At 35.8% G+C, this 14,535-nt stretch carries 15 protein-coding genes, 1 tRNA gene and 1 pseudogene; 9 read left to right on the forward strand and 8 right to left on the reverse strand.

The annotated features are described in order from the left end of the window. Nucleotides 1–92: 92 nt before the first annotated feature. Nucleotides 93–1,439 carry a glucose-6-phosphate isomerase gene (locus PYW34_RS04465; protein WP_002288574.1) on the forward strand — a complete coding sequence of 449 codons (1,347 nt, stop codon included), beginning with the start codon at nucleotides 93–95 and terminating at the stop codon, nucleotides 1,437–1,439. Nucleotides 1,440–1,543: 104 nt separating this feature from the next. Here the strand turns inward: PYW34_RS04465 and PYW34_RS04470 are convergent, their stop codons facing one another. From PYW34_RS04470 to PYW34_RS04480, 3 genes are all read right to left on the reverse strand, one after another. Next, on the reverse strand, nucleotides 1,544–1,732 hold the full coding sequence (locus tag PYW34_RS04470) for an integrase (RefSeq protein WP_080115581.1): 189 nt from the start codon (nucleotides 1,730–1,732) through the stop codon (nucleotides 1,544–1,546). 67 nt (nucleotides 1,733–1,799) lie between these two features. Continuing rightward, a complete protein-coding gene (locus PYW34_RS04475; protein ID WP_002288573.1) occupies nucleotides 1,800–2,186 on the reverse strand; it encodes a YxeA family protein in 387 nt (128 codons plus the stop codon). A gap of 267 nt (nucleotides 2,187–2,453) precedes the next feature. Continuing rightward, on the reverse strand, nucleotides 2,454–2,603 hold the full coding sequence (locus PYW34_RS04480) for a hypothetical protein (RefSeq protein WP_002293931.1): 150 nt from the start codon (nucleotides 2,601–2,603) through the stop codon (nucleotides 2,454–2,456). A 460-nt stretch (nucleotides 2,604–3,063) separates the two neighbouring features. On the opposite strand from PYW34_RS04480, the gene PYW34_RS04485 reads away from it, so the two are divergent. Beyond that, nucleotides 3,064–3,276, forward strand: coding sequence for a hypothetical protein (locus PYW34_RS04485; RefSeq protein ID WP_002293930.1), 213 nt, complete (start codon nucleotides 3,064–3,066; stop codon nucleotides 3,274–3,276). Nucleotides 3,277–3,553: 277 nt separating this feature from the next. Here PYW34_RS04485 and PYW34_RS04490 read toward each other — a convergent pair whose 3' ends face one another. Continuing rightward, complete coding sequence (locus PYW34_RS04490) at nucleotides 3,554–5,353, reverse strand: glycerophosphoryl diester phosphodiesterase membrane domain-containing protein (protein ID WP_002293929.1); 1,800 nt, start codon at nucleotides 5,351–5,353, stop codon at nucleotides 3,554–3,556. A gap of 123 nt (nucleotides 5,354–5,476) precedes the next feature. Continuing rightward, complete coding sequence (locus tag PYW34_RS04495) at nucleotides 5,477–6,073, reverse strand: TVP38/TMEM64 family protein (RefSeq protein ID WP_002287776.1); 597 nt, start codon at nucleotides 6,071–6,073, stop codon at nucleotides 5,477–5,479. Nucleotides 6,074–6,422: 349 nt separating this feature from the next. Here PYW34_RS04495 and PYW34_RS04500 point away from each other — a divergent pair, with 349 nt between their 5' ends. Next, the gene (locus PYW34_RS04500; RefSeq protein ID WP_002293927.1) at nucleotides 6,423–6,767 is read left to right on the forward strand and encodes a carboxymuconolactone decarboxylase family protein; all 345 of its coding nucleotides are present in this window, start codon (nucleotides 6,423–6,425) and stop codon (nucleotides 6,765–6,767) included. Further along, a complete protein-coding gene (locus tag PYW34_RS04505; RefSeq protein ID WP_002306407.1) occupies nucleotides 6,768–7,187 on the forward strand; it encodes a cupin domain-containing protein in 420 nt (139 codons plus the stop codon). 91 nt (nucleotides 7,188–7,278) lie between these two features. On the opposite strand, the gene PYW34_RS04510 is transcribed toward PYW34_RS04505, so the two are convergent. Further along, entirely contained in the window at nucleotides 7,279–7,632 is a 354-nt protein-coding gene (locus PYW34_RS04510) for a hypothetical protein (protein ID WP_002293923.1), read from the reverse strand. Continuing rightward, on the reverse strand, nucleotides 7,598–8,929 hold the full coding sequence (locus PYW34_RS04515; RefSeq protein WP_002334505.1) for a DUF1576 domain-containing protein: 1,332 nt from the start codon (nucleotides 8,927–8,929) through the stop codon (nucleotides 7,598–7,600). Before PYW34_RS04515 ends, PYW34_RS04510 begins: the two co-directional genes overlap by 35 nt. Nucleotides 8,930–9,184: 255 nt before the next feature. Between PYW34_RS04515 and PYW34_RS04520 the strand changes: the two genes are divergently transcribed. From PYW34_RS04520 to asnB, 4 genes and pseudogenes are all read left to right on the forward strand, one after another. Further along, nucleotides 9,185–9,751, forward strand: coding sequence for a TetR/AcrR family transcriptional regulator (locus PYW34_RS04520; RefSeq protein ID WP_002293919.1), 567 nt, complete (start codon nucleotides 9,185–9,187; stop codon nucleotides 9,749–9,751). Nucleotides 9,752–9,895: 144 nt separating this feature from the next. Beyond that, nucleotides 9,896–9,983 (forward strand) — tRNA-Ser (locus tag PYW34_RS04525). 338 nt (nucleotides 9,984–10,321) lie between these two features. Beyond that, nucleotides 10,322–11,296 (forward strand): annotated as a pseudogene (gene bsh, locus PYW34_RS04530) (choloylglycine hydrolase). A 324-nt stretch (nucleotides 11,297–11,620) separates the two neighbouring features. Next, on the forward strand, nucleotides 11,621–13,516 hold the full coding sequence (gene asnB, locus PYW34_RS04535) for an asparagine synthase (glutamine-hydrolyzing) (protein ID WP_002293915.1): 1,896 nt from the start codon (nucleotides 11,621–11,623) through the stop codon (nucleotides 13,514–13,516). Between the two features lie 193 nt (nucleotides 13,517–13,709). On the opposite strand, the gene PYW34_RS04540 is transcribed toward asnB, so the two are convergent. Beyond that, on the reverse strand, nucleotides 13,710–14,156 hold the full coding sequence (locus tag PYW34_RS04540; protein WP_002293914.1) for a DUF2188 domain-containing protein: 447 nt from the start codon (nucleotides 14,154–14,156) through the stop codon (nucleotides 13,710–13,712). Between the two features lie 214 nt (nucleotides 14,157–14,370). On the opposite strand from PYW34_RS04540, the gene rpmG reads away from it, so the two are divergent. Then, nucleotides 14,371–14,535: a 50S ribosomal protein L33 gene (gene rpmG, locus PYW34_RS04545; protein ID WP_002293909.1), complete on the forward strand. Its 165-nt coding sequence runs from the start codon at nucleotides 14,371–14,373 to the stop codon at nucleotides 14,533–14,535.

Raw genomic sequence — 14,535 nt, forward strand, 5'->3', positions numbered from 1 at the left:
AATATTGTCAGCATTTTGTTTATTTGCTTGAAAAATAATAAAAAAAAACGTAAAGTATTACCTGTAGAGTAAACCTATAAGGAGGAGAACAAATGGCACACATTCATTTTGACTATTCAAAAGTAGCACCGTTTGTCAACGAACAAGAGTTAGGGTACATGCAAAGCCAAGTAACAGCAGCCCACAACGAATTACGGGAAGGTACTGGCGCAGGAAGCGACTTCCGCGGCTGGATCGATTTACCAACGAACTATGACAAAGAAGAATTTGCACGTATCAAAGAAGCAGCTAAAAAAATCCAATCTGATTCTGAAGTATTAGTTGTTATCGGTATCGGTGGTTCTTATTTAGGCGCTCGTGCAGCGATTGACTTCTTGAATCACACATTCTTCAATTTATTAGATAGCAACACAAGAAAAGCACCACAAATCTTCTTTGCCGGAAATTCAATCAGCTCAACATATATTGCTGACTTGATCGAAGTAATCGGTGATCGCGACTTTTCAGTAAACGTTATTTCAAAATCTGGAACAACTACTGAACCAGCGATTGCGTTTCGTGTATTCAAAGAGCTTCTTGTTAAGAAATATGGACAAGAAGAAGCAAACAAACGTATCTACGCTACAACAGATAAAGCAAAAGGTGCAGTTAAAGTAGAAGCAGATGCAGAAGGTTGGGAAACTTTCGTGATTCCTGATGACATCGGCGGACGTTTCTCTGTATTAACTGCTGTTGGTTTGTTACCAATCGCTGTTAGTGGTGCAGATATCGATGCATTGATGCAAGGTGCCGCTGATGCAAGCAAAGCATACTCAAGCGACAAACTAGAAGAAAACGAAGCTTACCAATACGCAGCAATGCGTAACATTCTTTACCGTAAAGGCAAAGTAACTGAGTTGTTGATCAACTATGAACCAGGAATGCAATACTTCTCAGAATGGTGGAAACAATTGTATGGTGAATCTGAAGGAAAAGACCAAAAAGGCATCTATCCTTCAAGTGCAAACTTCTCAACTGATTTGCACTCTTTAGGACAATTCATCCAAGAAGGACGTCGCAATATTTTTGAAACAGTTGTGAAGGTTGAAAAACCTCGTAAATCAATCACAATTCCTGAACAAGCAGAAGATTTAGACGGTCTAGGCTACTTGCAAGGAAAAGAAGTGGACTTCGTAAATACAAAAGCATTTGAAGGAACATTGCTTGCTCATACAGACGGTGACGTGCCTAACTTGCTAGTCAAAATTCCAGAAATGGATGCTTATACATTGGGTTATACAATGTACTTCTTTGAAATTGCTGTAGGTATTTCAGGTTACTTGAATGGAATCAACCCATTCGACCAACCAGGTGTAGAAGCTTACAAGAAAAACATGTTCGCACTTCTAGGCAAACCAGGCTTTGAAGACCTTGCCAAAGAATTGAACGAACGCCTGTAAGATAAGGTTTTTTCGCTAGATTTAAAAAATCAGTGATAGAAACATGTTCGCTTCTAAATAAAATTAGTGATAGTTTTAGTGATAGCGAACTTAAAAAAAAGCACTCAATTTGAGTGCTTTTTTATTTGCTCTTCTATATAGTTTTCTAGTTGATTCATTGATCTTTTTTTCACTTCGGGAGAAATATGGGCATAGACTTGTGTAGTAGAAATATCTTTATGACCTAAAAAATCTTTGATATCTTCTAATAAGGACTGGAAGAACAGGAAAGTGACTTCGAAGACCCATTCTATTTTTTTGTTTTCTAAAATCAACAAAAAAAGCACTCACTTCGAGTGCTTTTTACGATATATTCTTAGCTTAAGATAGGCCTAATTTTTCTTTTACAGATGAGGGTACCTTATCGCTGGTAATTACTTTTTTCTCTATGATCCGCTTTTCGCTTGCTTTCAACTGCAAGATCGTTCCTTCGGGGTAAGCAGAACCATTGGCAGAGTCACCAGAAGTAATGACATCGAAATCTAACTGTCTTTTTTCACCGTTTTCAGCATAAGCATCTACGTTGTATTTAAAACCTCTTCCAATTACTTCCCCATTATCTGCTTTGATATCAGTTTCTGCAGGCATTGGAGCTTTGACTACCGCATAATAATCTTTACCTACATAAGTAGACTGATAGTAGTCCCAACCTTTCCATCCTATAAAAGCAATCAATATGATAACGATCAACCCTAAAATTTTTTTCATGAAAGATCTCCTTTTTTATTTTTATTATATTAAATATTATACAGATAATAACGGAATATTATCATCGAAACAGCTAACAAAATTGTCATAAAAAACGAGATGGTTGATATTAGAACTTGTGTTTTTGTTTAGGTCTAGAGATAAAGAGAGACAATTTCCAAATATATGTAATGAATACAAAAAGACGTTTGTTGCGGATTACCGTTACAAACGTCTTTTATTGATTTTCCGAGATCTCATCAGTCGCCATTTGGAATGGTTCACTCCTTATCTAGATTCGTTTAATGCTCGGACTGCTTGTTCGATTGTAATACCAAACGCAACGTTATTTTCGTTTTGTGCATCAATCGCCATAAAACGGTTAGAAGTTGTATCAAAAGCTACGCGGTATTGCATATTTGTTTTTGTAAACGTCATAAAATTCATCTCCTTTGTAATGTAATTTAGTTCTTGAAAGTTTCCTTTAAACTTTCGAACTTATACCAAGTTTAGCATCGTACGTTTTTTGATGCAATTAAAAAGCATTTATCATTTTCCTTATTTATTTTTTCTTAAATGGTTTAGCTATTTTCTTTTAATCCGATAAGTAGCCCAATCATCAAGGTTACAAATACTATTGCTTGAATATAAATCATATGCTCACCTCTTTATAAATAACTTAGCAATATAAAGAAAAAAACGCACGAACAACATAGGAATATAAACAAACGTTTTTGTCACAACGTCTAAGATCGTGTTAAAAAATAGTTATCTAAAAAGCAGAAAGATACTCAAAATAAAAAATAAAAAAATGAATAAAAACGTTTTCAAATATAAGGTAATTTGTTATTATAAAATAAAGAAAAACAAAATAAAAATAAAGAAAAGAGGGAATGAAATGGTAAAAGCAGAAGTAGGAAGATCTTATATATGCAAACCGATCGGAGTATCTCATGAACTAATCGGCTGTATTGAACGTACATATATCAACACGGCTGTCGTGTATGTTGAAAGTTATGACCAACGAGACTATCAACTTATCAATGAAAGCAAGTATCGCATGCTCGTAAAATTCTGTGATATTAGCGCACCTACTGAATTGGTTTCTTAAACAGTATTTTTGAGAATTCGCAAGAACTCCCTTATAATATAAATAAAGACAGAAGGGAGCGAGAAGATATGCCAAAAAGAAAAAGTTCAGGGAAAATGGGAATTATTCTTGCAGTGATCTCTGCAATTCCTGCTATTTTAGCTATTGTTCGTGCGATGAAGGAATCAAGAGAAAGTTAAGCACACATTATGAGCGTCAAACAAAAAACGCATATACCTGCGGTGGCAGGTTATGCGTTTTTTGTTGTATAAAGACTTTTTTCATTAACGATTTTTGATTAGCCGACTCCCAAAACAAAATTTAGCAGTTTATCTGAATAAGTGATTTCTTCATCTGTTTGTTTCACACTTTCATTTAGTAGTCCCATCTCATCGGTTATGATACCATCCACACCATAAAACATCATGCGACTCATGGCATCTGAATCGTTGATTGTCCATACATATACTTCTTTTCCGTCTTGGTGGGCAGAATTAATGAAGTTACGGTTGATCGTACTATATTCCATTGTCAGAAAATCAGCAGGCGTCACAGGGGGCCCAACAATATTGAAAGGTAAGATGTAGCCCACATAAAAGTTTGGTTCTGCTTCTTTTAAATCTGAAACGGTTTGGTACGTCAAACTTTGCAAAATATGATGGTTCTCTAAGATAACTTTGCGGTATTTATGGACAAATCGTTCGACAAGGTCATCCGAATCTTTTTTAGAGGTCTTGATCTCAATAAGTAATTTTTGGTTTAGCTTATGTGCTTTTTCCAAATAAGAATCAAAAGAACAAACAGGGGCTTGCACTCCGTTTTCAGTAACTGTAAGATTTGTCAATTCTTTCAATGTAAGATCCTGTGGTGTTCCATTTACCCCTGTTAAGTGACGAAGATTTGCATCATGCATCACTACGAAATGACCATCTTTTGTTTCCTGAACATCCATCTCTACATAATCAGGATGATAGTCTCTGCTTGTTTTTTCAAGTGCTTCTAAAGTATTTTGCGCCCCATTTTGGGTACTCACACCTCTGTGAGAGACAGTCACTGGTTTTGTCTGAACAGCTGAAGTCAGATAATCCATATTGTAAAGACAGACGCCAATACCGAAAAAAACTGCAAAAAGAGTCAAACCAGTGTTTTTCAGCGCAGAGAAACGCAAGTTGGGGGCTTGTGGGATAAACCACTTAGGGATCTCAGGCAAGAAGCCTTCGTCATCCATGAAATCAACAATGATATAAAAAATCCCTACGGTAGACATCACGATATTGAATAATAAAATCCCTTGTAAAAGCGTCATAGCAAACACAGCGCTGATCAATGCATAGTCTGGGAAAAATTGTTCAACCATACTTTGTGCCAAAATAACAACGATATATCCTAAAGAAGAAAGGAGTAAAATCGTACCGCCAATCACAATAAATTGGCCCGTGATGGCCAAAAGACGCGATTTGGTCAATGACCAGCTTTCCCGAATGGCTGCTCGAAAAGGACGATCTCGTAGAATCATTTCCGGTAAAGCAAAAATCAGTCGAATCCCAATATAGCCAAGGAAAATATAAACGAGTAAAAAGGAACTGACGATGATCCAACGGTTAGCAAAAATAAAATCCATAATGAAAGCGGGGATTTTTATTTTTGACAGTAGATCAGAATTAAAACTTAATCCGCTGATCGGTAGAATCAATAAAAAATAAGCAAGGAAAAACAAAAAAGTAATGGGTCTCACTTTCTTCAGCTGAAGTATCGTCAAGTGTAAGAGTTGCTTCAAAGAGATTGGTTCTTTCTTTTTAATAAAAAAGACACTCATCAAAAGAAAAGTAAATTCGAAATAAACTAACAGTAAAATCATCATCAAAACTACGATTAACGAGAGTAGAACTCCAGGATGTTGAGAAAAAATTGAAGGAATATTGTCATAAGACAAATAGTCAATTGCCCCTCGGTGTAAAATAAAACGGGTCGTACTGCTCAATAAGGGTAAACAAATAAATAAAATAAAGCCATGCATCAGCAAGACATCACGGAAATAAGCTTGTGTTCCTTTTAAAAAGTCCCAAGCATTACCTAAGCTACGTTTTAAATAATTCATCCTATCACCTGCTCTTCACATTGTAGCGCAAATCTAATGAAAAAGGAAAGGGTGCAGTGTGTTTTGCAGCCCCTTTCCCAGATTTAACATTGTCAATCAATGACTAATTTTGCAAAATAAATATTATCCAAGAAGACCACTTAGATATTGGCCTCCATAAATCAAGGCCATACTATATAAGAAAATCGACAGTGGTTTAGCAATCAAAATGATTAGTGTATATCGTTTCACTGACATGTTTGTCAATCCAGCCATCAAACATAACGCATCGTCAGGAGCAACTGGAAGAAAAATAGCTAGAGCAAACAGCTTCTCAAAGCGGTTTTGATTATCCAGCCAGCCAATATATTTGTTATATGTCTTATCGCTAATCATGGAAAGTATGAATGGCTTTCCATAACGACGCCCTAGCAGAAAAATGATAATCGAACCAATGCAGATTCCAATATAGTTATAGATAAATCCAGCATAAGGGCCAAATATCAGGACACCAGCTGCAGTACTGATCCCTCCAGGAATGATTGGAATAACTACTTGCAGGATTTGGATGAAGACAAAAATAATCGGTCCTAAAATGATGGAATCACCTACTAATCCTCTTAACGCATTCAAATCTTTGAAAACACCTAAATTAATAAAATAAATCGTCAGCGCGATTGATAGGCCTAATCCGATAATGGATATGAAATTTATCAGTTTTCGAGAGGCAGCAATATTCATTATTCATCAACTCCTTAGAGGTTCTTTGTTAACTATACTTTACTAGAAAAGCAACTAACTGCGCCATTTTTTGATATGACAGAAAACAAACAATTTTGTAAGTTCATCATAAGTATAAAAGATTGATCTCAAAAAAACATCCAACTAAAGACTTATTTAATAACTTGTTTTTTTTTAAATAAAAAAAGCGTTAGCAACTATGCTTAAAAAGCATATCGACTGAATAAACTAAGCATTGGACAGGCTGAAAGACTACATTTAAAATGAAATGCGAAGAAACAATAGAAAATAAAGTTGCCTTAGAACCATAGTTGAATCACCTAACAGTCGTGAAGGGAGAATAAGAGAAATGGCAGAAAAACAAACCGCAGGACGAGATCAATTAGGAGATTTTGCACCAAAATTTGCAGAATTGAATGATGATGTTTTATTTGGACAAGTATGGTCCAGAGAAGAATTATCTGCTCATCAGCGTAGTATCATCACCATATCTTCATTAATTTCAGGAGGAAATTTTGAACAATTGCCAGCTCATCTGAAGATTGGCAAACAAAATGGCATTACTGGTGAAGAAATAGCAGAAATCATTACCCATTTAGCTTTTTATGTAGGATGGCCAAAAGCTTGGTCAGCTTTTAACTTAGCAAAAGAAATCTATCTAGAAGGAAACAGCGTAAACAAGAAAGAGGCGTAAATGATGACAAAATACGAAGAAATACACAATGGCGTGATTTTTCCAGCAGGGGAAAAAAACGAAGCTTACGCTCAGGTATTTACTGGGCAAAGCTATCTGAATATGTTAGTGAATGATCCCGAAGTTTCTGTTGGTGTAGGGAATGTAACATTTGAACCAGGTTGTCGCAATCACTGGCATGTCCATACAGATGGATATCAAATCTTACTTGTGACTGGCGGAGAAGGATGGTACCAGGAAGAAGGAAAGCCAGCAAGACGATTAAGAGCTGGAGACGTTGTGGTGACGCACAAAGGAATCAAACACTGGCATGGTGCTACAAAAGACAGTTGGTTTGAACATTTAGCGATCACTTCCGGAAACTCAGAGTTTTTAGAACCTGTAACAGATGAAGTGTATGAAGGATTGGAAAATCAATAATGTCAAGCTTGAACAGCTCCTGAAAGTAGATTTTAATCGAACTTTCAGGAGCTGCTTTTTTGATTCAGCCTTTTATAAATAGAAAATAGGGTTAATAATAGGAACGAGGAGAAGCACGTCGAAAGATCTTAATATTGATAATCGGCTGGGCGTACATGATTTCCACGTCATCAATCAAACTACCTAACAGATGATAATCTTCCCGATCATGTCGGGGATTACCTAATAGTTCCTGATAGTAGATTTCCATACTAGGATCCCGAGGATTGTTCAGCAAATCAGCAAGTACATCTAAATCTTCTGGCTGAGTTTCTGCCGTACCCTGTATCTCTATGAAAAGCCCTTCCTCAGCAAATTCTACTCCAATACGTATTTCAGTTATTTCATGGGAATATAAATAAGTAAGAAGCTCATCGATGATTCTTTTTGATAATTCTTTTTCCAAGTGTCTTTTTTTCCTTTCTGACAGCGGTAAAGTTATCTAGTATCGGTACAAGGATACCTGCAACGAAACCAGTTGAAAAACCACTGTTATATAGATTTAGTCCTCCGTGTAAAGTGCTGACGTTATGGACAAGAGCAATATGTAGCACACCAGCTATTACACCGTAAAAACTGCCGTAAAAACCGCTTATGGGCGCGAGACCTGTCCCAAACACACCTGCCACAAGCATGCCAGTACTGGTGATCTCATGAAAAGTTCCAAACAAAGAAGCAATAAATATTCCGACTAGTATCGGAAAACTGTTTTTTAAATGACAACCAAAAGCACTGAAACCAATCGCAGATAAAATAGCACCGATGACAGGTCCATTTAACTGACCGCCAACCAGTAAAACATAAGAAGACAGCATCAGACCAACTAAGCCCATGTTGATCAAAGTAGCACCAATACCAGAATTAGCAATGAAATCAGTTGTTAATTTTCCAGATGAATCGAAAATCTCTCGAATCCCCGAAAGCCGAAAGGAATTATAATAGAAACCAATTCCGACTGTCAGCGAAAAAAAGCCAAAAATAATCCAAATGAGAGGAAAGTGATATTCATTGGAAACCAATGTATTTTCGACGATTGAATAGCTGAATAACCTCAAAACAGCAGTAAAAGTCATCGCAATCAACCCAGAGGTGAATCCAATATTATAAAGTGTGAATCCACGATGGAAAACTAAAGTTTGAGCAGCTAAGGGCGGAAGAAGTAGACCAATTGCTATGCCAGCTAAATTCCCCAATAAAATACCTATCAGTAAAGGAAAACGCATACCAAAAGTGATATAACTAACGACCGGTGATAATGCGCTACCAAACAGTCCGATCATGATGTACTGAGAAAAAGGTTTATTGACAAATACAGCGTATAGATACACACCTAAAATGATTGAGATAGAATTATAAAGGTTTTTGCCAAAAAAAGAGAAACCGGTAACTGTTAGAATCGAAGCAAATAAGGGACCGTTTAAAATCACCTTGTGCCGATAAGCTAAAAGCACAGAAAGTAAGGTCAAAATCCCTACATTTATGAATGCGCTTCCGAAACCGCCTAAAGCAAAATAATCTGTCAAAAGATTGCTTGGCGAGGTAAGAATAGTTAGCAATCCACTCCAATTATCAGTAGGAGTACCAGAAAGCAAGCCAATAAAAAGAAAAAAAGCACCTGTAAAACCAAGATAAAAATACTTTCTTTTCTGTGAAACGATTCGTTTTTGAGGATGAATATAAATAACGTCAGTTTCGTTTTCCATTACACACCTTCTTTTTCATTTTCTTTAACTATAACTTGAAATGAAAGATTTGGTCAACTATCATTTAGGTCAAAACTAAAAATGTAAGGGAACCCATTGAATTTAACCAAATTTTTTTAATTTTGCAAAAAAAGTTAAAGAAGACTGAGAAAAAAATTTAAAATATAACGTTTTGAGTAAAATGTTTGCAAAAAATGCTAAAAATAGGGTACAATAAAACAACATATACTGCAGTAAAGAAGTGGGGGAGTTTTAATGAGAAGAAAAGTCTATACCAAGGATCAAATTCTAAAAGCTGCTTATGATGTTGTTGCAAAGGAAGGGTTTAAAGGATTTACTGCGAGAAATATTGCTAAAAAGATGGGGATTTCGACACAGCCGATTTATCTGGAATTCAAAAACATGGAAGATTTAAAAAATACGTTGCTGGATTCTATCTTTGAACAACTAAAAGAAGATGTTTTCCCTATTGAACGTACTGGTGATAAAATCATTGATCTCGGTTTGAACTATATCTACTTTGCAAAAAAGCATCATAGTCTTTACATGGCATTGTACATTGATGAACATGGGGACGGAAAGAAAATTCATGATTTTTCATACAATTATTTCTGTGAAATAGTTAAAGAAGATGAAAGATACAATCAATTATCGGATGAATATGTCGATGCTCTGCATACTGGTACGTGGGTAGCAGTGACTGGCTTAGCGTCATTGATGTCATCAAATATCATGCATCCAACAGAAGAACAAATCATTGCACTGATCAAACGGACAATTGACTCGATTTTAGCATTAGATAATCCTGAAATAATCAGATAGTGTTCTATCTGTATGAATTTGATCGGTAAGTCCGTTGGCTGCAAACTGTCAATGGACTTTTTTGCTAAAAAAAGCGATTTCTGTTATTTATCTATTAGAAATAGGCTTGACATTTCGTGGAAAAAGTTTAAAAATAGTACTTACGGAAGGTTGGCAGAGTGGTAATGCACCGGACTCGAAATCCGGCGAACCGGCTAATACCGGCGCGCAGGTTCAAATCCTGTACCTTCCTTATATCAACGATTAGAGGTTGTAAAGAAGCTGTCCTGCATCAAGTAATAAGAACGGCCAAACAAAAATAGCTTTTCCTATTTTTTCGTTTGGTTGGACTTATTACCGCAGATGCAAGCTTTTGAACACCGTTTGTTCGGAATAAGGGGCTGTGACAAGGCTTTTGTCACAGCCCCTTATTTTTGTTGTACTTTTAGCCTACAATATTTTTTGATTCCCCCTGAGTACTATTTTTTATAAATGCTAGTAAATCAATCTTCTTTGGCCTTTTTTTTGATAAAAAAAAATACTAGATGTAAGATAAAAGTGTAAAAACGATTTGTTTTAGGAGGGAAAACGATGTGTACCGCAATCACTTATGCGACGAAAGACCATTATTTTGGAAGGAATTTTGATTATGAGATGTCTTATAATGAAGTAGTCACTATTACTCCAAGAAATTATCGTTTCGATTTTAGAAAGGTAAAAAATTTAGATAAACATTATGCAATGATTGGGATAGCAGCTGGGGTAGCCAACTATCCACTCTATTATGAGGCTACAAATGAAAAAGGATTGAGTATGGCAGGACTGAATTTTCCTGGCAATGCTGATTATAAAGAATTACAAGAAGGAAAAGATAACGTTGCACCATTTGAGTTTATTCCATGGATACTAGGGCAATGCTCAACCATAGACGAAGCTAAAGAATTATTGGCTACTATCAATCTAGTCAATATCGATTTTAGTGAAAAACTACCCTTGTCACCTTTACACTGGTTATTAGCTGATAAAGAAAAATCGATAGTAATTGAAAGTATGAAAGATGGACTTCATTTATATGATAATCCTGTCGGTGTGTTGACAAATAATCCACCATTTGATTATCAATTATTTAATCTGAACAATTATCGCTCGCTATCAAATGGAACACCAGAAAATCATTTTTCAAACCAGATCAGCTTGGATGTTTATAGTCGTGGGATGGGAGGATTGGGCTTACCTGGAGTTCTCTCTTCTGTTTCTCGATTTGTAAAAGCCACATTTACTAAAATGAATGCTGCATCAGGTGATTCAGAATCTGAAAGTATCAGTCAATTTTTTCATATACTAGGCTCAGTCGAGCAACAAAAAGGAGTATGAGATACTGGAGAAGGAAAATACGAATATACGATTTATTCTTCTTGCTGTAACGTTGATAAAGGGATTTATTATTATCGTACGTATGAAGACAGTCAAATTACTGCTGTAAATATGAATAAAGAAGACTTGGATCGTCATGAATTGGTCAGTTATCCAGTCATAAAAGAGCAACAGATAAACTATGTCAATTAATTAATGAATAGATCCGTTTGGTATCATATTTTCTGATACAGTCATAATTAGACACGATCTTTAGGTCGTGTCTTTTTTTGCTGGTTTTTTTGGAAATAGCATCCACTAATATTTTTTTAACACGAAGAGAATAAGATAGCCTCAAAAAAGAAAACATGGTAAATTAGATATTGGGACTTTATTTTCTGTAAAAACAGAAACTTTCATCTTTTGTTTTCACGTGACGAAACTGTAAGAGAGAAAATATTCGTCCGCTATTTATTCTATGATAAGATGCATATGAATGAAATAAACAGTAATTTTATATTAGGATGTGAAAGTTAAATGTGCGGTATTGTAGGTTTTGTTAACGACAAGGACAACAAAAAAACAATTATTAATACAATGATGGATCGAATCGTTCACCGTGGACCTAATAGTTCAGGAGAATATATCGATAAACATGTTGCTTTAGGATTCAGAAGATTAAGTATTATTGACTTAGAGGGCGGTACTCAGCCTATTTACAATGAAGATCGGACAAAGATCATTATTTTTAATGGCGAAATCTATAATTACCAGCCTTTGAGAGAAGAATTGATTGCAGCTGGCCACGTTTTTCAAACACATGCAGATACAGAAGTCCTTTTGCATGGTTACGAAGAATGGGGAACAGAATTATTGCAAAAGATCCGCGGAATGTTTGCTTTTGCTATTTGGGATAATGAAAAGAATGAGTTATTCGGTGCAAGAGACCACTTTGGGATCAAACCATATTATTATGCAGAAATGAACGGAACATTTATGTTTGGTTCAGAAATCAAAAGTTTTCTGCCTCATCCTGATTTTAACAAAGAATTGAACAAAGAAGCGTTGAAACCTTATATGACTTTCCAATATTCTCCATTAAACGGCGAAACATTCTTCAAAGATGTCTATCGTTTGCCTGAAGGCCATTATTATACGTATAAAGATGGAAAACTAGACATTCAGCAATATTGGGATGCAGATTTTGAAACAAAAGAAACGCATTCCCGACAAGAATGGATCGAAAAAATCGACGAAACCGTTCAAGCTTCTATTGAAGCACATACGGTCAGTGATGTAGAAGTTGGTTCTTTCTTATCCAGCGGGGTTGATTCCAGTTATGTAACCTCTGTATTGAAACCAGATCATTCTTTCTCAATCGGGTTTGATGATAAAACCTATAATGAAGCGATTGAAGCCAGAAAACTAACCGAACTATTGGATTTAGATAATACAGCAGCAGTGATCGACGGAGACATGTCGTTCAAAGCATTCCCTTTGATCCAGTATCACTTAGATGAACCTGATTCAAATCCTTCTTGCGTACCTTTGTACTTTTTAGCAAATCTTGCTTCACAAAGCGTGCGGGTAGTCCAATCTGGAGAAGGGGCGGATGAACTGTTTGCGGGATACCAAACGTATGGATTCCATACGAATTCAAAATTCATCCGTGTGATTGCTCAAGGATTGAAAAAATTACCAAAAGGAACACGCTATAATTTAGGACGTAAAATCGGAAAAATGAAAAATTTCCATGGACGGATCCATTTATATGAATCACTTGCTCCTGCAAAAGAATATTTTATCGGTCATGCTCGAGTGTTCGAAGAATCAGAAGCATCAGAAGTGTTGACACCAAAATATCAAACAGCACCATCTGTGGATGAAATCATGACTGTTCATTACGAGAAAACAGAAGGAATCAAAGATGAAGTCAATAAGATGCAATATGTCGATCTTCATCAATGGATGCCAAAAGATATCTTGTTGAAGGCAGATAAACTTTCTATGGCAAGTTCTTTGGAAGTCCGAGTACCTTTATTGGATATCGAAGTCATGAAATTGGCTCAACAAATACCAAGTAAGTTCTTATTGAATCAAAACAACACAAAAGATATTTTCAGACAAGCTGCGAACAAACATCTTCCGGAAGAATGGTCGAATCGTGTGAAATTAGGATTCCCTGTGCCAATCAAAGCTTGGTTGAAAGAAGAACACGGCTACGAACAAGTCAAAGCATTATTCGAAGCAGATTTTGCAAAAGAATTTTTTGATCAAGAAAAAATCATGAAGTTGCTAGATGACCATCACGAAGGACGTAAAGAAGAGCAAAGAAAAATCTGGACAATCTTCAGTTTCTTGACATGGTATAAAGTCTACTTTGTAGATGAAACGATTCCGCAAGCAGAAGCAATCGACTATGTGACTGTTTGATGAAAATCAAATATCAATAAAAAATAGGTTTGCTCCTACCGTTTAACACCGAGTGATAAGAAACAATTAAAAAAAACAGCTCTTCCCGTTTTATAGATATTATGACTTGTGGTTCGGATTTGGCAGAGGAACACCATTGTTTCGAACATAAGGGGTTGTGACACGATTTTCGTCACAACCCCTTTACATATGTTCAATAATCGATTTCTTTTTCTTTTGTCCCATCTTTTTTATAAATGACCAAAGTTGATTCTTTGTTTTGTGCTACTTGCTTTCCTTTTTCGATCGCTTCTTTCTTTGTATCAAAATGGTTGCTAGCCTTTTTTGCTCCTTTAGATTTCACGATCCATTGTTCTTCGGCATATTCTACGATCACATCTGAATCAAGCAATTTTCCGGCACGAGGATTCGTATCATGTTTATCCGACTTACTTGGATTTTTTTCTTTTTCGAATGTTCGTCTTTCTGATTCACTAGCATTTTCATACCACTCTTTTGCTTGATCAATGGCAATTGGGATCGCACGGCTATCAGGGTAACCCTCGTCTAATAGAGCATTTGCGATGTCGATCGCCTTTTTTCTTGTCAGTTTATCTAAGTTTTTCATTGATGCAGGAAAGTCCTTCATGTTCCATGGCATATTAGTATCCCCCTTTATTTAAAAAAACATAGTCTCTATAAACAAGTGTAAGGGTATTTATACAAAAAGAAAAAGATTTTGTCTGAGAAGTAAAACCGTTGTATTTATCGTCAAGTAGTTTTACTTAACAAAATCGTGAAAAACACTAGCAATCTGGAAAAAATCATGGTAAGATAATCAAGTCTGAGAGTCATCTTAGAGGATTCTTGTAAAAATGGGAGGGAAAATCATGCGCGTAAACATCACTTTAGAGTGTACTTCTTGTAAAGAACGTAACTATCTAACAAGCAAAAACAAACGTAACAATCCTGATCGTTTGGAAAAACAAAAATATTGCCCACGCGAACGCAAAGTTACTTTGCACCGTGAAACAAAATAA

It is taken from the genome of Enterococcus faecium, from assembly GCF_029023785.1.
Taxonomy (GTDB): domain Bacteria; phylum Bacillota; class Bacilli; order Lactobacillales; family Enterococcaceae; genus Enterococcus_B; species Enterococcus_B faecium.

Coding starts and splice junctions, on each gene's coding strand:
- rpmG (WP_002293909.1), top strand. CDS start 14,371: ATGGGAGGGAAAATCATGCGCGTAAACATCACTTTAGAGTGTACTTCT.
- PYW34_RS04475 (WP_002288573.1), bottom strand. CDS start 2,186: ATGAAAAAAATTTTAGGGTTGATCGTTATCATATTGATTGCTTTTATA.
- PYW34_RS04495 (WP_002287776.1), bottom strand. CDS start 6,073: ATGAATATTGCTGCCTCTCGAAAACTGATAAATTTCATATCCATTATC.
- PYW34_RS04465 (WP_002288574.1), top strand. CDS start 93: ATGGCACACATTCATTTTGACTATTCAAAAGTAGCACCGTTTGTCAAC.
- PYW34_RS04540 (WP_002293914.1), bottom strand. CDS start 14,156: ATGCCATGGAACATGAAGGACTTTCCTGCATCAATGAAAAACTTAGAT.
- PYW34_RS04500 (WP_002293927.1), top strand. CDS start 6,423: ATGGCAGAAAAACAAACCGCAGGACGAGATCAATTAGGAGATTTTGCA.
- PYW34_RS04490 (WP_002293929.1), bottom strand. CDS start 5,353: ATGAATTATTTAAAACGTAGCTTAGGTAATGCTTGGGACTTTTTAAAA.
- PYW34_RS04485 (WP_002293930.1), top strand. CDS start 3,064: ATGGTAAAAGCAGAAGTAGGAAGATCTTATATATGCAAACCGATCGGA.
- PYW34_RS04515 (WP_002334505.1), bottom strand. CDS start 8,929: ATGGAAAACGAAACTGACGTTATTTATATTCATCCTCAAAAACGAATC.
- PYW34_RS04505 (WP_002306407.1), top strand. CDS start 6,768: ATGATGACAAAATACGAAGAAATACACAATGGCGTGATTTTTCCAGCA.
- PYW34_RS04520 (WP_002293919.1), top strand. CDS start 9,185: ATGAGAAGAAAAGTCTATACCAAGGATCAAATTCTAAAAGCTGCTTAT.
- asnB (WP_002293915.1), top strand. CDS start 11,621: ATGTGCGGTATTGTAGGTTTTGTTAACGACAAGGACAACAAAAAAACA.
- PYW34_RS04480 (WP_002293931.1), bottom strand. CDS start 2,603: ATGACGTTTACAAAAACAAATATGCAATACCGCGTAGCTTTTGATACA.